The following is a 25577-nucleotide window of genomic DNA, read 5'->3' as shown; positions in this document are numbered from 1 at the left end:
CCTGGTCAACACCTACTGGTCGGTGCTGATCCCGGTACTGGTCAACCCGTTCGGCGTATATCTCGCACGGGTGTTCTGCACCGGCTATATCCCGACCGGGGCCTGCCGCGTCGTACCCGGAGAACAGGTCGACGAGCCCGGCCGGGGGCTCGCGCCAGCCGGAGGGCGTGGGGGCGGGCTGGCTGCGTCCGATCCGGATCGAGCGGAGTCCCGGGAGGTCGGTGCGGCGCCGAAGGTCGGCGGTGGCCAGGGCGATGTGGACACCGGTCCAGTCCTCGCCGGTCCGCTGGGCTACCGAGGCGCGCAGCACCAGTCGGCCGCTGTCGTCTCCCTGACGGCGAGTGAGGCGGTAGGCCGGCGCCCAGACGGCGCCCGGCACGCCGTACTCCAGCTCCACCTCCACCACCGCGTCACCGGTGCCGTCGAGGGTCAGGGCCGCGCTGACCGAGGTATCCACGTGCGCCGTCGGCGCGTCGGTGGTGGCGCGGGCACGCCGGTCGGTGGCGATGGTCAGCTCGTGCCCGATGTCGCGCACCGCCTCCTCCAGTGCGGCGAGGCGGTCGTGCAGTCCCGTCAGCCGCTCGTCGACGAAGTCGGCGAGCTCCAGCCACGCGTCCACCGGCGTACGGCGGTGCGGATCCTCGCGCCTGCGGGCGGGCGCGACGGGGTGGAGGGCACGGATCTCCTCGATCAGGCCCAACTGCCGGTCCACACGCCCCTGGGCCGCCGCGTACGCGTCGCTCAAACGCTCGACCTCGCGCCGCAACTCGTCGGGCGTTCCCCTGCCGGGCGGCGCGGCCTCCACTTCCACCCGTGCCCCGGTGACGCGCGCCCCGGACGTACCCAGGACACTGGCGCGCAGCGAGCCGGGGTCCAGCGAGCGGGGCAGCCCGGTCACCCGCACCCGGCCGTCGGGCGACACATTGCCCCGGGCCAGGCGTCGGCAGAGCGCGCCCTGCGCGTACACCACGACCGAATCGAGGGTCGATGTCCACCTCTGTACCGGCTCAGCCGTCATGTGCTCCGCCCCGCCCCCGCCGCGTCCATGCCGAGCGAAGCCTACGCCCGGCCGGTCCGCGCGTCCGCGTCGGACCAGGGAACGAGTCCGGGCAGCCCTGTGGCCGAGCGACCGCTCCACCGCCTCGTACAGCGACCGCTTCTCCGCCCCGTACAGGGAGGGGCATGCTCCCGCCGGCGTGCCGTACGGTGCGTCGCACGGCGTCAGAACCGGTGCCGGAGCACCGGTTCTGAGCATGCTCAGCTCATCGTTACGCGCACCAGGGCACCGTGCTGAGGTTGCGAACGTAGCGGGCGCTCACATAGCCGGGGCGGCCACTGCCCAGCAGGTACCACCTGTTGTTGCCGTCGACGTTCTCCCCCACGACCTTGCAGTGCAGGCGAATGACGGCACCCGGCGGGAGGCTGCCGAGGACGCGGGAGCGGGTGTTCGGCTCCTCTCGTACGTGGAGTGCCGTCCGGGACACGACCTGTCCCTCCGGCTCGGCGGCGGGCGCGGCGGCTTCCGCGGTCTGTGCGGGGGAGCCCGCCGTGCCCGTGTGGTGACCTGCGGCCACGGAGGGAGCGGCAAGAGCCGTCCCGGCCAGCAGAATCCCCACGAGGACGGAGGTGATCCGGTGCCCGGCGTGCGGTACGCGCATGGTGTTTCCTTTGTGTCGGTCAGTCCCCGGGACCTTCCCGGCTGCCCCACCTTCATGGCACAGGCGGGGCGGCCTCCGTAGGGGAGAAGCCGCACCTTCACCCTTCCGGGGGCGCACGCTCAGCCTCCCGGGACCGCCTGCGGGACGAATCCGTCGTACAGGGAGCCCGCTCCCGAATCGTCGCGGGGTACAGCCCCCTCCCGGGGTACGGCGGATACCAGAGGCGGAGGTCGTCGCCCGGCTCGGCCGAGGCGCCACGGCCGTCGACCGCCACCATCACCGCGGCGTATGAGCCTCCGAGGGCTGCGCATGGCCGAGTTCACCCTTGTCCGGGGAAATACGCGTCACCAGGATTCTCCGTTGAGCGTCACTGGTCAACGGGGGGAAACCATGCTGCGCATCCACTTCACCGGCAGAGACCTGGCGAGCGTGCGGCTGGCACGGCGCCCCGATCCACTGTGGGAGATCGTCTGCAGCCTGTGCAGGCTGCAGAACCGTGAAGGTGCGATCGCCTTCGATCCGTGGCGGCGGGCGGTCGGCGGGCTGGTCCGCCGGGACGGGGCGGCCCGGCGTTCGGCGTCCGCGCTGCGCAGTCTGGTCCCGCGCGCCGCGTACTTCCCGGACTTCCTCACCCCGCCCGTCGAGGACGGGACCGACGGGCTTCGTGCGGGCATCGACCGGGTGCTCGCGACACCGCGGCACCGTCTGCGCCACGAGCTGGCCCTGCTGTCGGCGAGCGGCGGCCGGCCATGGGCGGGTTCGGAGCTGGCGCGCGGCGATGTCGCGGCGCTCAGCACTCTGGGCGGGAACCTGCGCACCTACCACCAGTCGTTCATCGCACCGCTGTGGAACAGCATCGGCACGGCCACGGCGGCGGACACGGACCGCCGCACCCGGACCCTGGCGGACGGCGGGACACAGGCGCTGCTGAAGAGCCTGCGGCCGATGGCGGTGTGGGAGCCGCCCGTGCTGACCGTCGACTATCCGGTCGAGCGCGATCTCCATCTGCACGGCCGGGGTCTGCTGCTCGTACCGTCGTACTTCTGCTGGCAGCGCCCGATCACCCTGGCCGACGACCAGTTGCGGCCCGTACTCATCTACCCGGTCGACAAGACCCCTTCGCAGCCCGCCGCTTCTCCCACCGCGCTGTCCCGCCTGCTGGGGCCAAGCCGCGCCGCGCTCCTGTACGAGACCGCTGTGCTCGCGTGTGCCACCACCTCCGAACTCGCCGACGCGACGGGGCTGTCCCTGCCGAGCGTCAGCCAGCAGCTGGCCGTGCTGAGGGACGGCGGACTCGTCGCGTCCAGGCGCGACGGCAAGCGCGTCCTGCATACCGCCACTCCGCTGGGCCGTCGGCTCCTCGACGGCCGCTGATGTCCTCGCCGGGGCGCGGGCAGCGGGGGACGCGGCCGACGTTTTGGCCGGAGCCAAAAGCACGAGCGTGTCTCTCCCCGTCCGGCCCACGATGGGCGCACCGATCGGGAACACCCGACGGCCCGTTGTCAAAGGGGGAATTCATGTCCGTGAGGCATCTCGCCGTGGCGGTGGCCGTGGCCGCCGTCGCGTCCGCCGGATTCGTCGCGCCGACCGCGAGCGCGAAGCCGGCCGCGGCGGAGACCATCCAGGTGAAGGGCAAATGCGGTGACAAGCCGCAGGATGTCGAAACCAGCGGGGCGGAAGCACACTGGACCTTCTCGTGCACCAGCACGTCGATCTATGTCACCGGCTGGGTGAAGGACACCTCGTCCGACGGTCAGTGCGCCGAGGTGTACGCGTTCTTCCCCTCGACCGGGAACACGCTGTACAGCCCGAAGGCCTGCCCGTCCGGCGAGGTGCAGAACTTCAACCTCGCGGACACCGGCAGCTCGGCCAATGTCTACCTGCGCGAAGTCGGCTGATCGCCCGTACATCGGCACGGCTCACGGACGGGGTTGTCCGACAGTCCGCACCCTGCGAAGGCTCCCCCGCTCCGGCACCGGAGCCTTCGCACGGCCCCTCACCGCGACGGGGGGTGAGGGGCCGTCCCGGAGAACCCGCCGTCCGTCCTGTCCACACATCGGAAAGCCTGATCACACATCGGAAGGGAAGTGCGTTCCTCGATGCGGATACGCAACACCGCCGCGTTCACCGGCGCGGCAGCCCTCGCATTGCTCGCCGGGGCCGCCGGTTCCACACAGGCGAGTCCCACTGCGACCATTCAGGGATGCAAGTCGGGGCAGGTCTGCGTCTACGACCACCGGGGCGCGATCGTTGTCGCCCAGTACGACGGCTGGAGCGGAAACAGCCAGGCCGGCGTCATTTTCAACAACGGCCGGAGCGACCCTGGGGCCGATCACATCCGCTGGCGCGGACACACGGCCATCGGCGATGCCCACGGGTGCCTGCACTTTCAGGCGAGCAACAGCACCGACAGCCTGGGATGGCCCGCCGGAACCGCCGGCGTCATGATGGCCGGGGACCCCAACAGCACCCTCGAAGTACGGGTCACCTCCCTGCGCTGGGGCGGCGAATGCGCGTCCACGGAGAAGGTCTTCGAGTACGGCAGCACGGAATAGCACGCGAGTGCGGACGTCCTGGCCGGGCTGAGAGTCACTTCCTCCACGCGCCGGCCGGCTCTCCGCCGGTCCCTCAGGGCGACCGGCCGGCCCCTGGCCCGGGGCCGGCCGGGCCGGGGCCGGGCAGCGAGGCGGCGAGGCAGCGAGGCGGCGGCGCACCGTCCGCCCCCGTGGCTGCCGTAGGCTGACCGTCCGTGGACCGGTCCCCTTCCCGTGGTGATCCGGCCGAGCGTTCCCGTACATGGCACAACGGCCCCAGAGAGCGGCGCCCCCGATGACAGACACTGCACCCGCCGCGCCCGGCCGCCCGTCCGGCGTCCCCGCTCCCGACGCCGCCTCCCCCGCCCGCGCCTCTCCCGGGGTCCTCCGCGCCGGTCCGGAGAGCTGGCCCGGACCCAGCCGGCCGGACAGGATGCGCAGTCTGCTGGATGCCGTGATGAGTCTGGGGCGGGGCCTGGAGCTGCCCGAGGTGCTCCGCGGGATCGTGGAGGCCGCGGTGACCCTCACCGACGCGGAGTACGGGGCGCTCGGCATAGTCGGGGACGGGCAGAAACTGCTGGAGTTCCTGCCCGTCGGCATATCGGAGGAACTCGCCGCCGTGATCGGCCAGACGCCGTGCGGGCGCGGGATCCTCGGCGAACTGATCCATCACCCGGAACCGCTGCGGCTCGACGATCTCAGCAGCCATCCGCGCAGCTTCGGCTTCCCGCCCCTGCATCCCCCGATGCGTACCTTCCTCGGGGTACCGGTCCGGGTCCGCGACGAGGTGTTCGGCAATCTCTATCTCACCGAGAAGCGGGGCGGGGTGAGCTTCGACGCCGACGACGAGGCGGTGCTGACCACCTTGTCGATCGCGGCCGGGGTCGCCATCGACAACGCCCGCATGTACGACGAGAGCCGTCGCCGGGAGCGGCGTCTGGAGGCGCTGGGCGAGATCACCCGCAGCCTGCTCTCGGGTACGGACGCCGCCGAGGTGCTGCATCTGATCGCCGAGCGGGCGATGGAGGTGGCCGGGGCCGACCGGGCCGCGATCCTGCTGCCCTCCCCCGCCCGTCCCTCCGGGGATCCTGAGGCGTCCGGGGCCGAGGCGCGGCTGACCGTCGCCGTCGCCCACGGCAAGGACTCCGAACGCGTCACGGGGCTGTCCGTGCCCGCACGGGGATCGCTGGCCGGACTCGCCGCCCGTACCGGGACACCGGTTCACTGCGCGGATGTCCGTACCGATCCCCGGGCCCACCAGTTCGGCGACGGTGCCGAGGACGGTCCCGGTCCGGTGGTGACGGTTCCCCTGCGGGTCGACACGGGGGCGCGGGGCGCACTGCGTCTGGGGCGTCCGGTGGACCGGCCGCCGTTCGACGAATCCGAGGTCGCGCTCATCTCGGGATTCGCCGACCAGGCCGCCATCGCCCTGGAACTGGCCCGTGGACGGGCCGAGTCCGAGGAGCTCGCCGTCATGCACGACCGGGACCGGATCGCCCGCGATCTGCACGATCTGGCGATCCAGCGTCTCTTCGCGACGGGCATGACCCTCCAGAGCACCACACGGGCCATCGCGGACCGGCCGGACGCGGCGGAGCGGGTGAGCCGGGCGGTGGACGATCTGGACACCACGATCCGGATCATCCGGTCCACCATCTTCGATCTGCGGACGGCCGACGGTCCGGGCGGCGGCGGGCTGCGGCGCCGGATGGCGGAAACCGCCCGTACCGCGGAGAACGCCCTCGGCTTCCGGCCCTCCGTGCGGATCGACGGACCGGTCGACACCACGGTGCCGGACGATCTCGCCGAACACGTCCTGGCGGTCGCCGCGGAGGCGGTGTCCAACGCCTCTCGCCACGCGCGTGCCACGCGTATCGGCATCGAGCTGTCGGCCGACGACGCGGTGACGCTGACCGTGACCGACAACGGCGTCGGAATCCGGGACGCTGCCGCCCCGCCGGGGCCGGGCACCGCGGCCGATGCGGTCGAACCGCCGGCCGGGCGCCGCGGGGGGCTGGCCAATATGCGTACGCGGGCGGCGCTGTGCCGAGGCACACTGACCATCGAACGGCCGGCGGACGGGGGCACCAGGATCATCTGGCGCGCGCCGCTCCACGACTGACGCCCCCGTGCCGCTCAGATTCCCGGAGCGGGTGGCCACGCCTGGCGGCTCTTGATCCGGCCGACGAGCATCGCCGCCTGGATGCGGCGTCCCACGCCCAGTTTGGCGAGGATCGAGGAGATGCGGTTCTTGACGGTCTTCTCGGCCAGGAAGAGGCGTTCCGCGATCTCACGGTTGGTGAGACCCTCGCCGATGAGTTCCAGGATCTGCCTCTCCCTGGGTGTGAGTCCGTCCAGTTCCGACGCCTCGGCAGGGGTTCGCCGGGGATCGCGCAGCCGTGCCATCACTCGGGCGGTCGTCCGTGGATCGAGCATCGAGGTGCCCGACGCGACCCTGCGTACGGCGGTGATCAGATCGGCTCCGTTGATCTGCTTCAGCACATAGCCCGCGGCGCCCGCCATGATGGCATCGAACAGCGCCTCGTCGTCGTCGAACGACGTCAGCATCAGGCAGGCCAGATCGGGCATCAGGGCGCGCAGCTCCCGGCATACCTCGATACCCGCGTGGTCACCGCCCTGGTCTCCGCCGAGGCGTACGTCCAGCACGGCGACCTGCGGCCGGCCGGCCGGTACACGCGCCAGCGCCTCCCGGGCGTCGGACGCCTCGCCGACGACCTCGATGTCGTCCTCGGCCTCCAGCAGATCGCGTACTCCTCGCCGTACGACCTCGTGGTCGTCGAGGATGAAGACGCGGATGGGGGCCGAGGGCTGCGACGGGGCCGTGCTCAGTGGGGAATTCTCGGACTGATTCACATCATGCTCGATCGGTCGGGGAGAGGGCCGGGAACAGTATGTGCCCGCCCGCGGACCCGTTACCGCCGGGGTGTCACAGCATGGCGAACAGCGTCTGAACAGGGCCGAAAGTCCCCGTGGCCAGGGGCCGGTCAGCGGGCCGGACGCGGTGCCATACTGACGCCGCCAAGATCGTCCGGGCGCAACGGACATCTCCCTTTCCCGGCCACCCCACTGCCCTGTACCGAGGAGTCACCGGCCCATGAACACCCCGAGCGAGGACTACCACGCACTGCTCGCACGGCATGACGCGATGCGGCTGCGACGACGCATCCTGACCCCGGCCGGCAGCAGTGCCGAACCGTGGAGCGCCGAGGCCCCGCAGGCGTACGACGGTTCGGCCGACCAGCTGCTGATCAGCGACTCGCTGGCACTGGTGAGCCCGCTGGAGGAGCTGGTCGCCGAGCTGTACCGGCTTCTCTTCGAGCGGCATCCGTATCTACGGTCGTTGTTCCCCGAGTCGATGGCGTTCCAACAGGTCCATCTCGTAGGCATCTTCCGCTATCTGATCAGCAATCTGCACCGCACGGAAGAGATGATCGGAGTCTTCGGGCAGTTGGGGCGCGACCATCGCAAGCTCGGTGTGCGCCCCGCGCATTTCGAGGCCTTCGAGGCGGCGCTGCTGGAGGCGCTGCGCGTGCGCGCGGGCGTCCGGTGGACCCGTGCGCTGGAGCACGCCTGGCTGCGGATGCTGCGGCTGGCCGTCTCGGCGATGGTCAGGGGCGCCGACGAGGCGATCGCCGAGCCGCCCAGCTGGGACGCGACGGTGACCTCGCACGAACTCCGCGCGCCCGGTCTCGCGGTACTGCGGGTGCGACCGCACCAGCCCTACGCCTTCGAGGCCGGTCAGTACGCCTCCTTGGAGTCACCGCTGCTGGAACAGGCCTGGCGTTCCTACTATCTGGCCCGCGCACCGCATCCGGACGGTGAACTGGAGTTCCATGTACGGGCCCGGGGCGCGGGCGGCGTGAGCGACGCGCTGGTGCACGGTACGAGGGTGGGCGGCACCGTCCGTCTCAGTGCTCCGCGCGGGGCGCTGGCCCTCCCGGAGCGCCTTCCCTCCGCCGACATCCTGCTGGTCGCCTCCGGTACGGGCTGGGCCCCGATGAAGGCGCTGCTCCAGCGGATCGACACGGACCGCTCCCGTACGCACCGGGTACGGCTGCTGCTCGGTCCCACCGCGCCCGAGGAGAGCGCGGCGGCCGGAGAGCTGTACGACGGGGCGTACCTGGAGGCGTTCCGGCGCGGACGCCCCTGGCTGACCGTCGTCGCGGCCGAGGCGGCCGATGCCCGCTTCGCCGGTGCCGGGCTGCGGGCCCTGAACGGCACGACGGCCCCGTATCGCGGAGCCGCCGCCGCCCGGCAGCAGGCCTTTCTGTCCCTGGCCCCCGAGGCTCCCGAGGCCGCCGCTGCCGGGTACGCGCGGGACGTCCGCGCGCGGCTGGCCGCCGCCGGAGTCCCGGCCGCGCACATCCACTACGAGACCGACGACATCGCCGCGGTCACAGAAGCGTCTGCCAGTACGGCCAGAACCGGGTTGCTATCAGCATGACGATGCCCAGGCACCAGGTCACCGGCACCACGTGCGGGAACTCCAGCACCGCGGCGACCAGGGGGCGGGGGGCGGGCAGCACACCATGGCGCAGATTGTGCACCGTGGTGTGCCAGAACATGAAGACGGTGGCCATCCACACGAGCACGCACCACAGGCAGAGGGCGCCGATGTCGTACAGCGCCTGTGTCATCAGCCACATGCAGAAGACGGCTCCGGACAGCGTGCCGACGTTCAGCCCCAGCCAGTACCAGCGCCGGTAGCGAGCGCCCGCGAGCAGTCCCACGCCGGCCCCCATCACCACTCCGAAGGCGACCAGCCCGATGAGCGGGTTGGGAAAGCCGAGAACCGCCGCCTGTTCACTGCGCATCACACTCGTGCAGGACACCACGGGGCTCAGTGAACAGGCGGGCACGAAGCCGGGATCGGCGAGCAGTTCGAACTTGTCGATCGTGATGACGAACGAACCGAGCAGCCCGAGCGCGGCGGTGATCACCAGCAGCCACGCGAAGCCACGCCGTGCGCCGGCGCACTCCCGCTCGTATCCCGTTTCGGACGTCTCGGCGCAGAACCGGTCCCCGGCCTCGGTCCTTTCCACCTCCCTCCCCGCCCGACGCTCCGCCAGTTTCATCCCTGCCCCCGTACGGACCCGTCCGGCCAGACGACCTCCACCCGGATTCCTCGCGCACGCGCGAAGGCGACCAGATGTGCGGTCGCGTCCCGGCCGTCCGACGGCGATCCGTCCCACACGGCGAGCACGGTGCCGCACGTCTGCACCAGACGCTCATCGGCGCTGACACACGCGTCGCGGTCGGCCGGGTCGAAGGCCAGCAGCCGTACGTGCTCGGCCAGGACCAGCAGTTCGCCCGCGGCCGGCCGGTCCCGCTCCGGCAGCACGGCGGGGACGGCGCCCTGGGCGGGCAGCAGCACGGTCAGTTTCCGCCCGGCCTCCCGCGCGGCCCTTCCGAACACCACCGGCAGCCCTGCCCCGGCGCGCACCAGGGCGGCCGCCCCCTCCGCCAAGCGGTCCAGCCGCGCTCTCAGTTCAGCCTCCACCAGTTCCAGGGTTCTGTTGCTGAGGTCCCTGTGCCCGACGACTGCGATCACCACGTTTCCCTCCTGCGCGTATCCGCACGGTCCCACGCTTCCGCACGCCTCGGCCCCGCCCGGGTGCCGGTACCGGACCCCGTCGGCGCATGCGACGCACTGCAGTGAACCGATCGTGGGTCCGGCGCCGCTAGGGCCGATCGGCCCTGTCGGCGGGGACGACGTCGCACGGCGTGCCCGTGCGGCGGGTGGAAGGAGCGGGAGGCCGGTGATCGGCGGTTCGGGCCCAGGCGCCCGACGTGATGACGGATTCCCGGGTCAGGCCCGGCGAGCCGCGTTCACCGAGGGGAGACAACCGGCTCGATCTCGTCGGCTCCGTGTCCGCGGCACAGCTTCAGCGGGGCGACAGCGACGACGTACCACATCGCGGGGTAGGGGTCCCCCGCGTCCCAGCCGGGTGCCGCGTGGATGACGGTGCCGTCGTACGGTTCGCCGATCACATGGACGGCGGAGCCGGGAGCGTAGCCGTTCTGAAGGCTCCGCTCGGCCAGTTCCGCGACGAAGCACCGGCTTTCCCGACGGCGGAACCGCTCGTGGTCGCCGGGGTCGTAGACAGCGGTGTGGGTTCTGCGCAGGTGAATCAGCGCGAGGGCGAGACGACGTGTGCGGGAGCAGCCGCGGGGGTCGTTCGCGGGGGTTGCCCCGATCGCCTCGAAGAGCTGTCTTTCCAGCGAGTTCCGGGACTGCCCGCCGATGCCCGCCGGGGCGGCCGTTCTTGCCGGAGCGGTGCACGCGGGGGTGGACGGCATGTCAGAACCGGATTTCGTACACGGCGCTGCGGGGGGTCTCCGCCACGCGGCGCCACCGGGTGAACCCGGCGGTTTCGGCCAGTGACCGCAAGGCCTTCTCCCCCGCGTGGTTGCCCAGGGCGACCGGCCCTCGCTGGGCGACGGCCGCGGGCAGGCAGAGTGCCGTGGACAGGCTCATGAAGAGCCGCCCGGTGGAGTGGGTGTTGTGCGTGGGGTCGGCTTCCGCGTTGGGTTCGACCAGCATGATCGCACCGTCGGGCTTCAGGACACGCCGCGCGCCGTCGAGCGCCCCCAACGGGTCGCCCATGTCGTGGAGGCAGTTGAAGAAGGTGATCAGATCGAAGCGGCCCGCGTCGGCGGCGTCGAGGTCGCGGGCGGCGGCGGTGTGGAAGCGGACACGGTCGTCGAGTTCGCGGTCTTCGGCGATGATGCGCGCCCGGTCGATGGACGGCTGGTGGTTGTCGAAGCCGTGGAAGGCCGACCGGGGGAAGGCCTGGGCCATCAGGAGGGTCGAGTAGCCGACGCCGCAGCCGATGTCGGCCACCTGTGCGCCGGCGTCGAGGCGCCGGGTCATCCCGTCGAGTCCGGGCAGCCACTTCTGGACGATGTTGGCCTTGTAGGCGGGGCGGAAGAAGCGGGCGATCGCACGGAACATCTGGGGCGGGTACTCGCCCCAGTCCACTCCTTCTCCGGTGCGGAAGCATTCGGCGAGCCGGTCCTCGACGTCGTAGAGGGTCCGCAGGGAGGCGAAGATACCGACTCCTGCGGTGGGGGCGTCCGAGTCGGCGAGAACGTCGGCGTGTGCGGCGGGCAGGAGGTAGGCGGGCTGTCCCCCGGCCGTGTCCGGCGACCGCTGGACGTAGCCTGCGCCGACCTGGGTGTGCAGCCATTCCCGTACGTAGATTTCGTGGGTGCCCGTACGGTCGGCGAGTTGGGCGGCTGTCACGGGGCCGCTGCCGGACAGGGCCCGGTAGAGGCCGAGGCGGTCGCCGAGAGAGACGGCGAGCCCGGTGGCGGCCGTCGCGGCGTCCCCCAGCACCCGGTCGAGGAATTCGGCCGCGGCGGCCGGTGCGGAGACACCGGTGGACGGCATCCCCACAGGCTCGGAAGGGGCCCGCGTCGGTGTGCTGTCCTCCTGGGCGGTCGGGAGTACGGCTGCCTCCGGGACCGCGTGCAGGGCGGGTTCGGCGAGTTCGGCCAGCGCCTGGACGAAGGCGTCGATCTCGCCGGTCGTCGTGTACGCGTAGAACGAGGCCCGGGTCGTGGCGGGCAGCCCGAAACGCACACAGGCGGGCCGGGCGCACAGGTGCCCCACCCGGATGGCGATGCCGCGCGCGTCCAGGAACTCCCCTATGTCGTCGGGGAACCGGTCGGACAGCGCGAAGGAGATCACCGGCCCGCGGTCGGTACTGTCGCCGGGGCCGACGATGCGCAGGCCCTTGACGGATCCGAGGGCGTCCAGGGCGTGCCGGGTGAGGCGGTCGCCGTGCCGCGCGATCTCCCCCATGCCGATACGGTCCAGATAGGTGCAGGCCACACCTAGCCCGACCGCCTGCGCGATGACGGGGGTGCCTGCCTCGAAGCGCTGAGGTGGTGCCGCGTAGGTGGAGTTCTCCATGGTCACGGCGTCGTTCATCTCGCCCCCGGTCAGGAACGGGGGAAGAGCGCGCAGTAACTCCCTGCGACCCCACAGCACACCGATTCCGGTGGGTCCGCACATCTTGTGCCCGGAGAACGCCAGGAAGTCGACACCGAGTTCGGTGACATCGACGGGGAAGTGCGGCACCGACTGGCAGGCGTCGAGGACCGTGAGCGCCCCCACTTCCCTGGCGCGCTTGACGAGCACATCGACCGGGTTCACCGTTCCGTACACATTGGACTGGTGGGTGAAGGCGAACACCTTGGTGCGCTCGTCCACGATCTCGTCGAGACGGTCGAGGTCCAGGCGGCCCTCGGGGGTGATGGTGAGCCAGGCGAGCTCGGCTCCGGTGCGGCGGCAGAGCTGCTGCCAGGGCATGAGGTTGGAGTGGTGCTCCATCTCCGTGATCACGACCCGGTCGCCCGGCCCGAGGGCCAGTGAGCGCAGGTCCCGCTCGGAACGGGACGCGTTGCCCAGGGCGTAGGCGACGAGGTTGAGCGCTTCGGACGCGTTCTTGGTCAGGACGATGTCGTCGGCCCGCGCGCCGACGAAGGCCGCGATGCGGGCCCGGCCCGCCTCCAGCAGCCAGGTCGCTTCCCTGGCCAGCTGGTGGTGACTGCGGTGGACATTGGCGTTGTGGAGCGCGTAGAAGTCCCTCTCCGCGTCGAGGACCAGCTGCGGCTTCTGCGAAGTGGCCGCGCTGTCGAGGTAGACCAGGGGCCGGCCCTCGTTGACGGTGCGCCGCAGGACCGGGAAGTCGGGGCGGACGGCCTGCGGATCGAAACCGGTGCCGTGAGCGGTCGGCCGTTCGGAGCTGAGCGCGGTGTGCGCGGTACAGAGACAGCCGGGGGTCTCGATGTGCTGGATCGTCATGGGTGTTTCCTCTCTCGGGCTTTCACGTGCCCTTCCAGTCAGGCGAAACGGTCCGCGTGAGGGAAGACCCGGGTGAGGACCGGAGCGTGAACGCGTTGAACGCCGTACGGGCTTCCGCGCATGCCCGTGGCATATTCGTCCGATAGGGGTGGAGGGAAACGATTCCCTGACGTACGGACGCGAGCCGCCGGGGCATTTCGCGCACAGCGGCGCGCGCACACGGTAGTTGTGGCAGATGGACGATCCCTTTGCCTTATGTCCCTTGCCGTCGGACGCCTTGCCGCCGGACACCGCACCGCCGGACGCCTCGCCGTCGGACACAGCTCCGCCCGGCGCGCGTTCGCCCGACGAGGCGCCGAACCCCGATGACGCTCGGACCGGTCCGGCCGGAACCGCCGCCGGGGCGAAGCCCGCTCCGGCCCACCTCGCCGAGTCAGTACCGTGGCAGCCGGGCTGAGGAGGCACGGCCCCGCTCGATCAGCTCGACGGCCTGGCGCTGCCTCGGAAAGCTCCGCGCGTGCTGGAGCATCCGGGCCAGCGCGCGGCCTGCCTCGTTGGAGCCGACGACGTACGGGTAGTGGTCGAGGAAGATGTGCCAGTGCGCGCAGGCCTCTTCGAGCTGACCGTCGGCCACCAGCACTTCCGCGAGGCGCGCCTGGGTGAGGGCGTAGGGGCGGTGCTGGCCCGGGTCCCGGTGCAGGACCGAGGCCTGGAAGGCGAGAACGGCCTCCCCCGGACGCCGCAGCACCTGGAGCGTCCGGGCCCGCCGGTACGCGATTCCCGCTTCCGGGTAGACGGCGAACGCACCGCCGCGGCTGTCCGCCCGGCGATGGGCGTCGGCGCTGCCCACGAGGTCGGCCATCGCCCCCTTCCCGTCGCGACGTGCCGCGTGTGTGTGGCCTCGCTGGGCGAGGACGAAGGCCAGCACCGCCGGATCGTTCCGCCCGGCGCACTCGACGGCGGAGTCGGCGAGGCTGTGCGCCTGATGGACATGACCGAGGCCGAGCGCCTGGACGCTCATGACGCGCAGAGTGATCGCGTAGGAGGTCCGGTTCCCGGTCTCGCGGGCCAGGTCCAGAGCCAGCGCGTAGTACCGGTGGGCCAGCCCGTGGTGCCCGGTGTCGGCCGTCATGGAGGCCAGCAGGTGCGCCAGCCGGGCGCAGTGGTCCAGCACCTGGGGAGGAACACCGTCCACTGCCGGAACCGATGCCAGCCGGGCCGCGTTGTCCGCCAGATGGGCCGCCAGGGCCGAGCGGATGTAGGCACCGCCGTGGGCCCGGAGCAGGCCGGCGAAGAGCTCCACCATCGTGCTCAGGAACTGTTCGTCCGCCGACTCGTACGGCTCCCGGCCCGGCCCGGGACGGGGCGGGTCCGGTCTCCATACCGGCGGAGTGTGCGGAACCAGCGAGTAGGTGGTGCCGATCAGGGCCGCGCGTCGGCCCGGATCGGCGTCCTGGCCGCACAACGCGATGAGCCCGGGAAGACCGCCTCCCCCTTCCTGCCCGGTACCGGGCGGCGGCAGGCCGGCACCCGCCAGGCGGCCGGGAGGGGTGAGTCCGGTGTCCTCGGCCGAGATCAGGCGGCCGGCGCGGTGACTGAGGGCCTGGGCGACCAGGTCGGGCACCGGTCCACGGGGCCGGGAGCCCTTGAGCCAGTGCGCCACGGCCGTACGGTCGTAGCGCAGCCGCAGCCCCTGGGCCTCCCCCAGCGCGTTCACCGCGCGGGCCAGATCCGCGGCGCTCCAGGACGTGGCTTCGAGCAGGACGGCCAGTTTCCCGTTGGGTGCGCGATGCGGCATGACCATGCCCCCTTCCGCTCCCACCGCGTGGGTGTACGCGTGCGCGGGGCGGCGGCCGGGGGAGCGTCTGCGACTCGGCCGCCCGCGAGGAAACGTGACGTGGAAGAGAGACCGCGGAAGAGGGTGCTACGCGGAGAACCACGAGGACCGATACCCCCAGGGGCATCTTCATCGAAGGATACCCCTGGGGGTACGCGCATCAAACGCGGCCGGCCCGCCATTCCTACCGCCGTCGCACACGCCCCGCAATACCCTCCGGGACATGCGCACGGGACGACGTCGACGACTGCGCACGCACAGCGGGGAGCCGATGCCGGAACGGGTGTTCTAAGGTGTCGTTGATCTCCCCGGGCGGAGCACAGGAGGAGCGGGCGCATGAAGCGGGTACCGGAGCGGGCGGCGAACACGGCCGCGCTGCGCGGTGTGCTCGCGCTGCTGCTGCTCACGGTGGGTCTGCTGTGCCTGTTCGCTCGCGCGGCTCAGCACCACGCGGCCCCTGCCGATGAGGTGTCCCTGTCCCGGACGACCGAGGCCGCGGCTGTGCCCGCGGCCGAGGGCACAACACCGTGCGGGAAGAAGCCGGCGGTGAACGAGTCCACCGCGCGCCGTGCCGACGCCGCTCCGCAGGTGGCCCCGGCCCTCGGCCTGCTGGAGCCCGGGGCCCGTCACCTGCGTCCGGCACCCCGTTGGGACCTCTCGTCCCCCAACGGGCCGGCGCCACCGCCCCCGACGCTCCTCTCCTCCGTCATGCGGATGTAGGACGTGACCGCGCGGTCACGTCCTGCTGTTCCCCACCGGAAACGGAGTTGTTACCCATGTCCTCTTCCCGGCGTTCCTTCGGCCGGGCGGGCGAGGCACTGCGCGCGTGGCGGACGAGGCAATGGTGTGTGGCGGGCGTCGGAGCCCTGGCCACGGCCGTCGTCGTCGGCGCGCCCACCGATGTGGTGCCCAATCCGCTGTTCGGCCGTTCCGTCCCTGTGCAGTGGTGGAACTACCCCGCCCTGGCCCTCACCTCGGTCCTGGCCGGCATCGTGCTGAGCACCTACGTCCGCCGGCCGGACGCCCCACCCGCCGCCCGGCCCTCCGGCCCGGAGAGCCGATTGGGCGCGGTGGGCGGGGTGCTGTCGTTCTTCGCCGTGGGCTGCCCGGTCTGCAACAAGCTCGTCCTGCTGCTCCTCGGGAGCTCGGGGGCCCTGAGCTACTGGGCCCCGGTACAGCCACTGCTGGCCCTCGTCTCGGTCGCCCTGCTCGCCGAAGCGGCGCTGCGGCGCCTCTCCACCCAGGCCGAATGCCCGGTCACGGTTTCCGCCTGACCCTGCGGCTCCGCCCGCCCTCCCCCTGATCCGCCTCACCCTTCCGGAGGCATTCCACGACCGATCAGGTCACGGAGGCGGACGGTCCGAGGCCGGGTGGGCAGACTCGGACCATGAACCGACGCACGAGGAGCGCCCTTCGATGTGCGGTCGTCGCCGCCGTACTGACCGGCCTCGCCGGGCCGGGCCCGGCGGCGTACGCCCAGGACCGCGCAGCCGTGTCCGTCCCCTGTGTCCCGGACCGGGCGGCCCGTCTGAACGAAGCGGTCAGAACCGCCAACGCGCAGCCGGCCGTGTCCTGGACGGTCACCCTCCAGGCCGGCTGCGCGTACACACTCACCCGGCCCTTCGGCGGTGTGAACGGTCTGGAGCCGGTCACGGGACACCTGCGTATCACCTCCGACGGCCCCGACAGGGCCGTGATCGCACGCAGCCACGACGCCGGGACGCCGGATTTCCGCGTCATGGAGGTGGAGACCGGCGGGCGTCTCGTCCTGGACCGCATCACCCTCGGCAATGGATCGGTCGGCAGCGGCGCCGGCATCTTCAACAACTTCGGCACACTGACCCTCAACCACAGTGCGCTCACCGGCAACAGGGCCAAGGAGTTCGGGGGCGGTCTCTTCAACAACGGCGAGCGGGCCGTCACCACCCTGAACCACAGCACGGTCGGCGACGGGTCCTCGTTGTTCGGAGGCGGAGGTGCCTTCAACAACGGCGGACGGCTGCACCTCACCGACAGCGCCGTCACCGGGAACCACGCCGTCGAAGGCGTCGGCGGCGGGATCCTCAACAACGGCGGCCTCAGCCGGCTCCGTCTGAACCGCACCACCGTCTCCGCCAACGAGGCCGGCCAGACCGCCGGTGGCCTTCTCAACTCCGGCAGCCTCACCACCTACCGCTCCCCCATCACCCACAACCTGCCCAACAACTGCACCGGCTCCACCACCCCCGTTCCCGGCTGCGCCGACTGACCCCCGTACGGAGGTGCGCGCCGGGCACCGCATCGTTCCCGCGGGTCAGGAGCCGGTGGCGAAGGCCGGTGGACGCAGCGTGCCGAACGCCGTCTCGATCGCCTGTGCGACGCCCAGGGCGAGGTCATCCCGGTGGTGGGGGGCGACGGCTTGCACCGCGCAGGGGAGTCCGTCCGGGCCGAGACCGGCGGGAACGCTGATCGCGGGGTGGCCGGTGTCGTTGAACACGGCTGTGTAGGAGATCGGAACGGTTCGCCCACGCACCGCCGTCGCCATGTCCGGGCCCTCCGCGGGCCATGCCGTCGTGGGCACGGTCGGCATGAGCAGCAGGTCGTAGTGGTCGAAGAGCCGGGCGGTCCAGTGGTCGAGCCGTGCGCGGTGTGCCCAGTAGGCGGCGAAGTCGGTGGGGGTGAGGGTTCGGCCGTCGTCGAGTGTGTCGGCGAACCACGGCTCGAAGTCCGCCCGCCGGGCGGTGAAGTCATCGAGGACGCCGAGGAGTCGGTTGTAGGCCAGAATCCTCTGCCGCAGCCGGAAGGGGGCGGGGAAGTCCGCGGCACCCGGGAGGACCGATTCCTCGTCCCTGACACGGTGGCCCAGGTCCCGCAGGAGGCCGGCCGTACGCTCCAGGGCGTGCAGCATCTCCGGCCGCGGCTCGGCGATGCCGAGCGTGCGCATGACGCCCACCCGCAGCACGGGCAGTGGCCCCTCGGCACTCTCTCGGTACGAGGTGGCCGGCGCGGGCAGGGAGTTCGGATCGCCCGCGTGGTGGCCTGCGGCGACGTCGAGGTGCAGTGCGGTGTCCCGGACGGTGCGGGCCATGCCGCTCAGGCAGATGTTCTGCGGCCAGCACGGCATGCCCGACGGGCCCTGGGGGATGCGGCCTCGGCTCGGCTTCAGACCGACGACTCCGCACAGTGCCGCCGGGATACGGGTGGAACCGCCGCCGTCGCCCGCGGTGCCGAGGGCCACGAGTCCGGCGGCGACCGCGGCGGCCGCACCGCCGCTGGAGCCGCCCGGGGTCCGGTCGGCGTTCCACGGGTTGCGGGTGATGCCGAAGGCGTCGTTCGCCGTGTGCACCGCGGCACCGAGGGGCGGCAGGTTCGTCTTGCCGATGATCAGGGCACCGGCCGCGCGCAGCCGGGAGACATGGGTGCTGTCGCGGGCCGCGGGCAGACTGTCGCGGTAGGCGCTGGTGCCCCGGCTGGTCGGGAAGCCCCGCGCGTCCTCCCCGTCCTTGACGAGGACGGGGAGTCCGGCCAGCGGGCCGGGGTCCTCGCCGCGGGCGATCCTGGCGGTCAGGGCGGTGGCGTCGGCGAGGGCCCGCTCGGGATCGAGCGCGACGACGGAGTTGAGTGTGGCGTCGGCCGTCGCGATCCGGTCGAGGGTGTGGGACATGAGCTCGCGGGGCGACAGCGCGCGGCGGCGCATGAGGGCGGTGAGTTCGGTCGCGGAGGCGAAGGACAGGTCGGTCATGACAGGGCGGCTTCCTCTGCGGTGCGGGGGCGACGGGGGGTGGTGGCTTCCAGGCTGATGCCGGTGGTGCGTGGGCCGAAGGCGACGGCGACACAGCCGCCGACGAGGCTGAGTACGGCCAGGAGGGTGAACACGGCGCCGTATCCAAGACCGGTGAAGACCGCGGTCACCAGCATCGGGGCGGCGAAGTTGAAGATCCTCGACAGGGCGTTGGCGGTGCCGGAGCCGAGCGCGCGGATACGGGTCGGGAAGACCTCGGCGGAGTACACCTGGAGGAAGGGCACGGCCATCTGGAACAGCAGGCTGACCGCGCAGCCCAGTACGAGGACGGCGGCGGGGTCCCTGACCAGTCCGAAGAGCAGCAGCGCGGCGGCGGTCAGTACACCGAGGGCGAGTTGGGTGCGGCGCCGGTCCCACCGGTCGATGAGCGGCACGGCGGCGAGCGCGCCCAGGGGTGCGGCGGTGGCCAGTACGGCGGACAGCAGCAGGGTGTCGTCGAGGTCGAGGCCGGTCTCCGACAGGAGTGTGGGCGTCCAGGTGTTGTAGGCGGAGTAGGCCAGCAGTCCGGCCACCCACATGGTCGCCACGACGAGGAACGGGCGGCGCTGGGGTCGGGCCAGCAGTTCGGTGAGGCGGGGGCGGTCCGGCGCGGGTACCGGGGACTCCGGATCGGGCGACGCCGGGGGCGCGGCGGGTTCGCCGGACGGCCGGATTCCGCACTGGCGCTCGATGGACCGCACCACCTCCTCGGCCCGCGCGTATTCGCCGCGCGAGGCCAGCCAGCGGGGGCTTTCGGGGACCCAGCGGCTGATCAGCCACGCGAAGACGACTCCGAACAGTCCCAGGCCGAAGACCAGGCGCCACCCCCACGTCCACTGGGGCACGAGGAAGTACCCGGCCCAGGCGGCGATCGGGATACCGAGCGAGCCGGCGGCGACCTTGTACGTCTGCAGCCGCCCCCGGGCAGTGGCCGGAACGAATTCGGTGAGTACCACGATGGCGACGACCGCCATGCCCTGGGCGCCGAAGTGCGCGGCGCAGCGGGCCACGATCAGCTGCCAGGGGTTCTGCACGACAATGCACACCGCGGTGGCGGCGCAGTAGACGGTGACGCAGATGAGCATGGTCCGGCGACGGCCGACGCGGTCGGCGAGGTAGCCGCCGAGAATGCCGCCGGCGAAAGCGCCGAGCTGGCCGACGCCGACCACGACGGCGACGGTCGAGAGCGGCAGGCTCCACTGGTCGCGCAGGACGGGCGCGACGAACGCGAAGGAGTAGGTCTCCACCCATTCGAAGAGGATCATCCCGGCCAGGGCCAGGACGAGCCTGCGGTGGAAGGCGCTGAGCGGGAGCCGGTCGAGCCGGTTGCCGAGCGCGGCGGCTTCGGAGATGACAGCCATACGGGACATGACCTCCCGGAGAAAGAGGAAGCGGCGGATGCGGGGAAGGTCAGATGACGCCGTCGGCGCCGAGGGAGTCGAGTTCGTCCGGGCTCAGGCCCAGCAGGCCCTGGTACACCTCGGTGTTGTGCGCACCGAGCGCCGGGCCGGTGGAACGGATGGAGCCCGGGGTCTTCGACATCCGGGGAAGGGGCGCGACCATGGGCAGTTCGCCGAACTCCGGGTCCTCGACGGTGACGAGGGTGCCCCGCTCCCGGTAGTGGGGATCGGCGGCGATGTCGGCGATGCTCATCAGCGGGGAGGCGGGAATGCCGGCGTCGCTGAGCAGCTCGGTGAGATCGTCCGCGGTGCGGGTGGCGGCCCAGCCGGCGATCGTCGCGTAGAGGGCGTCGGCGTGCTCGGCGCGGGCGGCCCGGGTGGCGTACTCGGGGGCGGCTGCCGGCCCAGGTGTCCCCATGAGGGCGGCGAGCCGTGCGAACAGGGCGTCGGTGCCCGCGTGGATCGACACCCGGCGCCCGTCGGAGGTGGTGAAGTCGCTGGCGGGGACGATCTGCGGGTTGCGGTTGCCCAGGCGCTCACGGGTACGGCCGGTCGTCGCGTACGAGGTGAGCGCGTCCTCCGAGGCGCGGAAGCCGGCTTCGTACAGTGCGAGATCGATGACCTGGCCTCCGCCGCCCGCCGTGTCGCGGTGGTACAGCGCGGTGACCACGGAGAAGGCACCGAGATAGGCGGCCATGTAGTCGATCGTGGAGTAGCCGCTGCGCACCGGGGGCCTGTCGGGGTCTCCGGTGACGTACGTCAGGCCGGCGAAGGCGCTGGCGATCCGGTCGAACGAGCCGCGGTCACGGTAGGGCCCGGTGAGCCCGTATCCCGTCACGTACACCAGCACGGCGTCGGGGGCGAGCGCGCTCAGCGAATCCGGGTCCAGCCCCCACGCCTCAAGGGTGGGCGGACGGTAGTTGGTGATCACGACGTCGAAGTGCGGGATCAGCTCCTTCACGAGGCGCTGCCCCTGATCGGTGCGCAGGTCCAGCGTCACCGACTTCTTGTTGCGCGCCTCCTGGGCCCAGTACGGGGACCGCGCTCCGGCCGCCGTACCACGGGTGAAGTCGCCGCGTCCGGGTTCTTCGACCTTGACCACCTCGGCGCCGAAGTCCCCCAGGAATGTGGCGGTGACGGGCGCGGCAAGGACGGTGGACAGGTCGAGGACGCGTATGCCCGCCAGCGGAAGTGTCGCCATGGATGGCCCCTCACATCGAGTTCACGTTTCGTTATTAACGAAACGTTGTTATCGGGACCATAAGCTGGTCACCGCAGCGCGGCAAGGGTCTGCGACGAGAGAATCCATCCAGCGACGGACGAGGAGCAGAGCATGGGCGATACGGGCAGGGCGCGACGGCGCCGGCGCACCCGCGAGGAGACCGAGGCGGATCTGCTGGACGCCGCGCGTCGGCTGCTGCGGCGCGACGGTGTCCTCGCGGGCGTCAATCTCCGCGAGATCGCCACCGAGGCGGGCGTCAATCACGGGCAGATCTACCAGTACTTCGGAACCCGTCAGGCCCTTCTCCGGGCCGCCGCGGCCGACTTGGTGGAACGGCGGGTCGCCAGCCAGGACGGCCACTGGGACCTGCCCTTCGCCGAGCGGCGGGCGGCCATGTTCCGCTACCGGCTGGAGGAACCCGAACTCGTCCAGCTGGAGGCCCTGTTGGCACTCGACGGCGACGACGGCTTCAGCCCGTTCCCCCGCTTCGCGCAGACCCGCCAGAGCCTGGCGCGGGACACCGAAGAAGGCGCGCTGCCCCCGGACGCGGATGCGGTGGCCGCCCATATGATGACCGCCGCCGCCCAGATGGGGTACGTCATCTTCCGCGAGGCGTACGCCCGGGACACCGGGATCCCGCTGGAGGAACTGGACGCGCGGGCGGCACGCGCCTTCACGCTCATGGTGGCCGGCCTCGCCGCCCCGGCGGACGGGCGGGAATCCGGCGGGTGACCCGGCGCGGCGGGCCGCGCGCCCCGGTGCCGCCCACCATCACGGCCTCGGCTCCCCCGCGCACGGCACAGCGGCACCGGCCCCGTGCGGTGCCGCACGGGGCCGGTGCCGCTGCGGGTGGTTCGGGCGCGGGCCGGTGCGCGGAGGCTGCCCGTGCCCCACGGGTCCGGCACTACCTCCGCGACGCTGTGCCACCGGCCGTCGGGTGACCGCAGCGGAACAGCGGCGCACGGGTGTCGAAGGGGATGTCCTCCCGGGCGTCCTCCACGGCGGCCATGGAGGAGGGCAGGTCGAACGGAAGAGTTCCGGTCAGCGGGGCCCGGCCGAGGGCCGCGTCGAGGACCACCTCATCGGCGGCGCCGAACTCGCCGATGAGGAAGGCGGCCTGGCCGGTCAGCGGGGTGAGGACCGCGGGGCGGTCGAGGTGGACGGCGAAGCAGGTGGGCACGGCTGCGGCGAGGGAACTCAGGCGCTCCGCCTCCACGGCCGGGAACTCCAGCGAGCCGCTGTGGAAGAACTGTTCCAGGAAGCCCTCGCGCTTCTCGTACGGCGCGGCGATCCGGAGAACGGCGGCGTCGGCGTCCTCGGGCCGCTCCACGACAGTGCCGTACCGGGCGGCGACCGCCGGATCGATTCCCTCGACGTACAGCCGCTGCCCGGCGACGGGATGGCCGGAGAGGTGGACCAGTGAGCGCCGCTGGACTCGGCGGCCCCGGTCGCGGCCGGCCGCGTCGCCGACCAGTTCGGCCGCGGCGTCCGGGTCGACATAGGGGTCCTCGAAGAGGCCGAGGCGGAACTTGTCGCGCAGGATGCGCCGCGCGGATTCGTCGATCCTCGCCTCGCTGACCGCGCCGGAGTGCACGGCCGCCAGGATCAGCCCGGGGTCGGTCTCGCCGCCGAGCTGGTCGGCACCGGCGTCCAGGGTCAGCACGACCTGCTCGGCCACCGACAGCTCCTCCACACCCCAGTGACGCGGCGGGAAGGTGGTGACTCCGGGGACCTCGGTGCCCGTGATCGCGTTGAAGTCGGTGCAGACCACGCCGTCGAAGCCGTACCTGCCGCGCAGCAGACCGGTGATGACGTCCCGGTTGAAGTTGGCACCGACCTCGGACAGGCCCGCGCCCGAGGGGATCGCGTACGCGGGCATGATCTGCGCGGTGCCGGCCCGGAAGGCGGCCTCGAAGGGAAGCAGGTGGTGATCGAACGCGCCGCCCGGGTAGACCAGCCGGCGGCCGGCGACGAAGTGCGAGTCCTCGCCGTGCGCCTGGGGGCCGCCACCGGGGAAGTGCTTGGTCATGCAGGCGACGCTGTCGGGGCCGATCGCCTCGCCCTGGAGGCCGCGGATGTAGGCGGTGATCATGCGGCACGCGCGGTCGGCGTCCTCGCCGAAGGTGCCGCTGATCCGGGCCCACCGCGGTTCGGTGGCCAGGTCGGCCATCGGGTGGATGGCGAGCCGGATCCCGACGGCCCGCAGCTCACGGCCGATCAGGGCCGCGTACCCCTCCACCAGGGCCGGATCGTCGGTGGCCGCGAGTCCGATCGGTTCCGGTCCGGCGCTGAAGCCGCCGCCGGTGTGCGCGGTGGCGGGGTTGGCGGTGAAGCCGTGCCGGGGGTCGGAGGCGAGGGTGACCGGGATACCGAGGCGTTCGGCGGCGGCGAGATCCTGGACGTGGTTGTTCCACTCGGCCATCGCGCGGGCGTCGGGAACGGCCATCATCGCGAAGGCGGTCAGACCGCGTCCGGCGATCAGGTCGGCGCCGGTCGGGATGCCGTTCCCGGGCAGGGCCTGGCGGGCGTTCCCGGGCATCATCCGGCCGTGGCACATCAGCGCGGCCTTCTCGGCCAGGGTCATCCGGTTCACCAGGTCCTCGACGCGCTCCCCGACCGGCAGCCGGGGGTCCTCGTAGGGCTCCATGGTGCCGTTGTGGTTGAGATCGCGGAACGGCGTTCCGTCGTGGTGGCGCAGCAGGTTCAGCATGCGACGGCCTCCGCGGCGGCCTTGGCGCGGAAGGCGTCCAAAGTGGCGGGTGAGGTTCCGCAGGCGGTCAGGAAAGCGGCGGCGCCCTGCCGGGTACGGACGAGGCCGAGGAAGGCGGTCATCGCCTCGGCGGGGGCCTCCAGCAGCGGGGCGGGCGCCATGTCGCGGGCGTTGAGGGCGGCCGGGTGGGTGTGGTGGCGCTCGGCGAGGTTGGCGAAGATCTGTGTCAGGGCTCGGGACGTTCGGGCGTAGTCGGCGACGATCGCCTCGGCCGGGACACCGAGCAGTTCGAGCAGCAGCGCGGTGATCAGACCGGTGCGGTCCTTGCCTGCGGCGCAGTGCAGCAGGACACCGCCGGGGCGGGCGGCGGCCTCGACCGCGGCGGTGACGGCGTGGGGTGCCTGCTCGGCCATCAGGAGGTAGAACGCTCCGAGGTCCGCGGCGGTGGTCATGGTCCCCATGGCCGCCATGACGGCGTCGGTGGTGGGATCCATCCGGGCGGCTATGACGTCGATCCCCGCGGCCTCGGCGGCGGCCCAGTCGGCGGGTTCGCTCTCCGCCGCGCCCCGCAGGTCGACGACGGTGCGGATGCCGTGGTCGTGCAGTTGGGCGACCGTGGCATGGTCGGCGCGGGGGAAGGGCTGGGCCGAGCGGTACAGGACGCCCGGTCGGATCCATGAGCCGTGGGGATCGGTGGCGAGTGCGGGGTCGCGGAAATTGACCAGGGACATAGATGAACCTTTCGTGACAAATAGCTGGTACGGAAGATGGGGGTGGCCGGAGAGGGCGTCGGCGAGGGTGGGCGCGGGAGGGCCGGTCAGCGGCCGGGGCGCAGGACTTCCCGGTACGCCTCGGCCCACGCGGTCAGCAGACCGGTCTCCGAGTCGACCAGCAGATGGCGCTGGAGCATGCCGCTGAGCATCGCGCCGAGCGCCCAGGGGCGCAGATCCGTCTGCGGGTCGGCACCGATCCGTTCGGCGGCGACGACGGAGGCCCGCCGGCCGAACGTGTCGACGAGGATGAGGGCGTAGTCGCGCACCGAGCGCACCTCCAGAAGGTCACGGCGCAGCCGGCGGCGCCGGGCGGTGTGCTCGGCGGACTCCTCCAGGCGGCCGTCGGAGACGGCCACCGCGTGGCTGAGCGCCTCCCAGAGACCGAGCTCCGCCGGTGCTTCTGCGAAGGCGTCGAGGATGACCTGGCCGAAGGCCCTGCCGAAGAGCAGGGCCTCCTTCGTCGCGTAGTAGCGGAAGAAGGTGCGGTGGGCGACGTCCGCCCGTCGGCAGATCTGGTCGACCGTGGTGTGTTCGAAGCCCTGCTCCTCGAAGAGGTCGAGCGCCGCCGTGCGGATGGCCTCACGGGTGCGCGCCTTCTTCCGGTCGCGCATTCCCAGTTCCGTCAGGGGGCCCGTCTCCTGCATCGGTCTGCCGCTCCTTGTCGTGTGCCCGTCGCCGGGCGTCGGTCGTGACGGTGCGTCGTACGCCGCCACGAGCAGTACCGAACCATGCCTGGCAACGCCCGCTCAAGGCACGCGCCAACTCTTCGGCAGCTGGTCACGGGCTGTTTGCACAACTGCCTTTTGGCAGTACTGCCAGTTCCGAAATGGTGTGGGTGGCGGCAGCCCCG

23 protein-coding genes are annotated in these 25577 nt (G+C 71.9%); 9 read left to right on the top strand and 14 right to left on the bottom strand.

Translation table 11 applies throughout. The features are described 5' to 3' along the window. Positions 1 to 1018 (bottom strand): DUF4139 domain-containing protein (locus ABT170_RS35895; protein ID WP_351874565.1); only part of this gene is annotated, 1018 nt, incomplete at its 3' end. Between the two features lie 250 nt (positions 1019 to 1268). Beyond that, a complete protein-coding gene (locus ABT170_RS35890; RefSeq protein ID WP_351874562.1) occupies positions 1269 to 1658 on the bottom strand; it encodes an SH3 domain-containing protein in 390 nt (129 codons plus the stop codon). Between the two features lie 390 nt (positions 1659 to 2048). On the opposite strand from ABT170_RS35890, the gene ABT170_RS35885 reads away from it, so the two are divergent. From ABT170_RS35885 to ABT170_RS35870, 4 genes are all read left to right on the top strand, one after another. Next, positions 2049 to 3032 carry an ArsR/SmtB family transcription factor gene (locus tag ABT170_RS35885; RefSeq protein ID WP_329943534.1) on the top strand — a complete coding sequence of 328 codons (984 nt, stop codon included), beginning with the start codon at positions 2049 to 2051 and terminating at the stop codon, positions 3030 to 3032. Between the two features lie 143 nt (positions 3033 to 3175). Then, a complete protein-coding gene (locus tag ABT170_RS35880) occupies positions 3176 to 3556 on the top strand; it encodes a hypothetical protein (RefSeq protein ID WP_329943533.1) in 381 nt (126 codons plus the stop codon). A 201-nt stretch (positions 3557 to 3757) separates the two neighbouring features. Then, positions 3758 to 4213 (top strand): hypothetical protein, encoded by a 456-nt coding sequence (locus ABT170_RS35875; protein ID WP_329943532.1) that lies wholly within the window; start codon positions 3758 to 3760, stop codon positions 4211 to 4213. 412 nt (positions 4214 to 4625) lie between these two features. After that, the gene (locus ABT170_RS35870) at positions 4626 to 6314 is read left to right on the top strand and encodes a sensor histidine kinase (protein ID WP_351874573.1); all 1689 of its coding nucleotides are present in this window, start codon (positions 4626 to 4628) and stop codon (positions 6312 to 6314) included. A gap of 14 nt (positions 6315 to 6328) precedes the next feature. On the opposite strand, the gene ABT170_RS35865 is transcribed toward ABT170_RS35870, so the two are convergent. Further along, positions 6329 to 7066, bottom strand: coding sequence for a response regulator (locus ABT170_RS35865; RefSeq protein WP_329943531.1), 738 nt, complete (start codon positions 7064 to 7066; stop codon positions 6329 to 6331). 241 nt (positions 7067 to 7307) lie between these two features. On the opposite strand from ABT170_RS35865, the gene ABT170_RS35860 reads away from it, so the two are divergent. Then, positions 7308 to 8657: a globin domain-containing protein gene (locus ABT170_RS35860; protein ID WP_329943530.1), complete on the top strand. Its 1350-nt coding sequence runs from the start codon at positions 7308 to 7310 to the stop codon at positions 8655 to 8657. Here ABT170_RS35860 and ABT170_RS35855 read toward each other — a convergent pair. From ABT170_RS35855 to ABT170_RS35835, 5 genes are all read right to left on the bottom strand, one after another. Next, the gene (locus ABT170_RS35855) at positions 8608 to 9288 is read right to left on the bottom strand and encodes a vitamin K epoxide reductase family protein (protein ID WP_443034302.1); all 681 of its coding nucleotides are present in this window, start codon (positions 9286 to 9288) and stop codon (positions 8608 to 8610) included. The two genes, ABT170_RS35860 and ABT170_RS35855, sit on opposite strands and share 50 nt — an antisense overlap. Continuing rightward, positions 9285 to 9764 (bottom strand): hypothetical protein, encoded by a 480-nt coding sequence (locus tag ABT170_RS35850; RefSeq protein ID WP_329943637.1) that lies wholly within the window; start codon positions 9762 to 9764, stop codon positions 9285 to 9287. The genes ABT170_RS35855 and ABT170_RS35850 overlap by 4 nt, the downstream gene beginning before the upstream one ends. A 278-nt stretch (positions 9765 to 10042) precedes the next feature. Continuing rightward, positions 10043 to 10513: a hypothetical protein gene (locus ABT170_RS35845; RefSeq protein ID WP_329943528.1), complete on the bottom strand. Its 471-nt coding sequence runs from the start codon at positions 10511 to 10513 to the stop codon at positions 10043 to 10045. A gap of 1 nt (position 10514) precedes the next feature. Next, positions 10515 to 13025 (bottom strand): SufS family cysteine desulfurase, encoded by a 2511-nt coding sequence (locus tag ABT170_RS35840; RefSeq protein ID WP_351874555.1) that lies wholly within the window; start codon positions 13023 to 13025, stop codon positions 10515 to 10517. 433 nt (positions 13026 to 13458) lie between these two features. Then, positions 13459 to 14823: a tetratricopeptide repeat protein gene (locus ABT170_RS35835; protein WP_329943526.1), complete on the bottom strand. Its 1365-nt coding sequence runs from the start codon at positions 14821 to 14823 to the stop codon at positions 13459 to 13461. A gap of 375 nt (positions 14824 to 15198) precedes the next feature. Between ABT170_RS35835 and ABT170_RS35830 the strand changes: the two genes are divergently transcribed. The 3 genes from ABT170_RS35830 to ABT170_RS35820 all read left to right on the top strand — a co-directional run bounded on the left by ABT170_RS35830 (position 15199) and on the right by ABT170_RS35820 (position 17110). After that, positions 15199 to 15582 (top strand): hypothetical protein, encoded by a 384-nt coding sequence (locus ABT170_RS35830; protein WP_351874552.1) that lies wholly within the window; start codon positions 15199 to 15201, stop codon positions 15580 to 15582. 56 nt (positions 15583 to 15638) lie between these two features. Beyond that, the gene (locus ABT170_RS35825; protein ID WP_351874549.1) at positions 15639 to 16136 is read left to right on the top strand and encodes a hypothetical protein; all 498 of its coding nucleotides are present in this window, start codon (positions 15639 to 15641) and stop codon (positions 16134 to 16136) included. A gap of 113 nt (positions 16137 to 16249) precedes the next feature. Continuing rightward, positions 16250 to 17110 carry a hypothetical protein gene (locus ABT170_RS35820; protein ID WP_329943523.1) on the top strand — a complete coding sequence of 287 codons (861 nt, stop codon included), beginning with the start codon at positions 16250 to 16252 and terminating at the stop codon, positions 17108 to 17110. A 45-nt stretch (positions 17111 to 17155) separates the two neighbouring features. Here the strand turns inward: ABT170_RS35820 and ABT170_RS35815 are convergent, their stop codons facing one another. The 3 genes from ABT170_RS35815 to ABT170_RS35805 are packed head-to-tail and all read right to left on the bottom strand — an operon-like array spanning position 17156 to position 21223. Beyond that, complete coding sequence (locus ABT170_RS35815) at positions 17156 to 18583, bottom strand: amidase (RefSeq protein ID WP_351874546.1); 1428 nt, start codon at positions 18581 to 18583, stop codon at positions 17156 to 17158. Next, positions 18580 to 19983, bottom strand: coding sequence for an MFS transporter (locus ABT170_RS35810; RefSeq protein WP_329943521.1), 1404 nt, complete (start codon positions 19981 to 19983; stop codon positions 18580 to 18582). The genes ABT170_RS35815 and ABT170_RS35810 overlap by 4 nt, the downstream gene beginning before the upstream one ends. A gap of 49 nt (positions 19984 to 20032) precedes the next feature. Further along, a complete protein-coding gene (locus ABT170_RS35805; protein WP_329943520.1) occupies positions 20033 to 21223 on the bottom strand; it encodes a CaiB/BaiF CoA transferase family protein in 1191 nt (396 codons plus the stop codon). A gap of 132 nt (positions 21224 to 21355) precedes the next feature. Between ABT170_RS35805 and ABT170_RS35800 the strand changes: the two genes are divergently transcribed. After that, entirely contained in the window at positions 21356 to 21976 is a 621-nt protein-coding gene (locus ABT170_RS35800) for a TetR/AcrR family transcriptional regulator (RefSeq protein WP_329943519.1), read from the top strand. 172 nt (positions 21977 to 22148) lie between these two features. Here ABT170_RS35800 and ABT170_RS35795 read toward each other — a convergent pair whose 3' ends face one another. The 3 genes from ABT170_RS35795 to ABT170_RS35785 all read right to left on the bottom strand — a co-directional run bounded on the left by ABT170_RS35795 (position 22149) and on the right by ABT170_RS35785 (position 25371). Then, positions 22149 to 23954, bottom strand: a complete 1806-nt coding sequence (locus ABT170_RS35795; RefSeq protein WP_351874541.1) for a glycoside hydrolase family 3 protein — start codon at positions 23952 to 23954, stop codon at positions 22149 to 22151. After that, positions 23948 to 24685 carry a tyrosine-protein phosphatase gene (locus tag ABT170_RS35790; RefSeq protein WP_351874538.1) on the bottom strand — a complete coding sequence of 246 codons (738 nt, stop codon included), beginning with the start codon at positions 24683 to 24685 and terminating at the stop codon, positions 23948 to 23950. Before ABT170_RS35790 ends, ABT170_RS35795 begins: the two co-directional genes overlap by 7 nt. Positions 24686 to 24771: 86 nt before the next feature. Beyond that, positions 24772 to 25371 carry a TetR family transcriptional regulator gene (locus tag ABT170_RS35785; RefSeq protein WP_329943516.1) on the bottom strand — a complete coding sequence of 200 codons (600 nt, stop codon included), beginning with the start codon at positions 25369 to 25371 and terminating at the stop codon, positions 24772 to 24774. Positions 25372 to 25577: the final 206 nt, after the last annotated feature.

This window comes from Streptomyces sp. NPDC001787 (genome assembly GCF_040297465.1).
Lineage (GTDB): Bacteria > Actinomycetota > Actinomycetes > Streptomycetales > Streptomycetaceae > Streptomyces.
Note: the sequence above shows the minus strand (reverse complement) of the source record. Positions and strands in the feature narration are given on the sequence as shown.

Excerpts from the sequence above, each read along its gene's own strand:
- ABT170_RS35830 (WP_351874552.1), top strand. The coding sequence starts at position 15,199 with ATGAAGCGGGTACCGGAGCGGGCGGCGAACACGGCCGCGCTGCGCGGT.
- ABT170_RS35835 (WP_329943526.1), bottom strand. The coding sequence starts at position 14,823 with ATGCCGCATCGCGCACCCAACGGGAAACTGGCCGTCCTGCTCGAAGCC.
- ABT170_RS35855 (WP_443034302.1), bottom strand. The coding sequence starts at position 9,288 with ATGAAACTGGCGGAGCGTCGGGCGGGGAGGGAGGTGGAAAGGACCGAG.
- ABT170_RS35800 (WP_329943519.1), top strand. The coding sequence starts at position 21,356 with ATGGGCGATACGGGCAGGGCGCGACGGCGCCGGCGCACCCGCGAGGAG.
- ABT170_RS35790 (WP_351874538.1), bottom strand. The coding sequence starts at position 24,685 with ATGTCCCTGGTCAATTTCCGCGACCCCGCACTCGCCACCGATCCCCAC.
- ABT170_RS35785 (WP_329943516.1), bottom strand. The coding sequence starts at position 25,371 with ATGCAGGAGACGGGCCCCCTGACGGAACTGGGAATGCGCGACCGGAAG.
- ABT170_RS35825 (WP_351874549.1), top strand. The coding sequence starts at position 15,639 with ATGTCCTCTTCCCGGCGTTCCTTCGGCCGGGCGGGCGAGGCACTGCGC.
- ABT170_RS35795 (WP_351874541.1), bottom strand. The coding sequence starts at position 23,954 with ATGCTGAACCTGCTGCGCCACCACGACGGAACGCCGTTCCGCGATCTC.
- ABT170_RS35860 (WP_329943530.1), top strand. The coding sequence starts at position 7,308 with ATGAACACCCCGAGCGAGGACTACCACGCACTGCTCGCACGGCATGAC.
- ABT170_RS35820 (WP_329943523.1), top strand. The coding sequence starts at position 16,250 with ATGAACCGACGCACGAGGAGCGCCCTTCGATGTGCGGTCGTCGCCGCC.
- ABT170_RS35870 (WP_351874573.1), top strand. The coding sequence starts at position 4,626 with ATGCGCAGTCTGCTGGATGCCGTGATGAGTCTGGGGCGGGGCCTGGAG.
- ABT170_RS35840 (WP_351874555.1), bottom strand. The coding sequence starts at position 13,025 with ATGACGATCCAGCACATCGAGACCCCCGGCTGTCTCTGTACCGCGCAC.
- ABT170_RS35845 (WP_329943528.1), bottom strand. The coding sequence starts at position 10,513 with ATGCCGTCCACCCCCGCGTGCACCGCTCCGGCAAGAACGGCCGCCCCG.
- ABT170_RS35885 (WP_329943534.1), top strand. The coding sequence starts at position 2,049 with ATGCTGCGCATCCACTTCACCGGCAGAGACCTGGCGAGCGTGCGGCTG.
- ABT170_RS35875 (WP_329943532.1), top strand. The coding sequence starts at position 3,758 with ATGCGGATACGCAACACCGCCGCGTTCACCGGCGCGGCAGCCCTCGCA.
- ABT170_RS35815 (WP_351874546.1), bottom strand. The coding sequence starts at position 18,583 with ATGACCGACCTGTCCTTCGCCTCCGCGACCGAACTCACCGCCCTCATG.
- ABT170_RS35805 (WP_329943520.1), bottom strand. The coding sequence starts at position 21,223 with ATGGCGACACTTCCGCTGGCGGGCATACGCGTCCTCGACCTGTCCACC.
- ABT170_RS35880 (WP_329943533.1), top strand. The coding sequence starts at position 3,176 with ATGTCCGTGAGGCATCTCGCCGTGGCGGTGGCCGTGGCCGCCGTCGCG.
- ABT170_RS35810 (WP_329943521.1), bottom strand. The coding sequence starts at position 19,983 with ATGGCTGTCATCTCCGAAGCCGCCGCGCTCGGCAACCGGCTCGACCGG.
- ABT170_RS35890 (WP_351874562.1), bottom strand. The coding sequence starts at position 1,658 with ATGCGCGTACCGCACGCCGGGCACCGGATCACCTCCGTCCTCGTGGGG.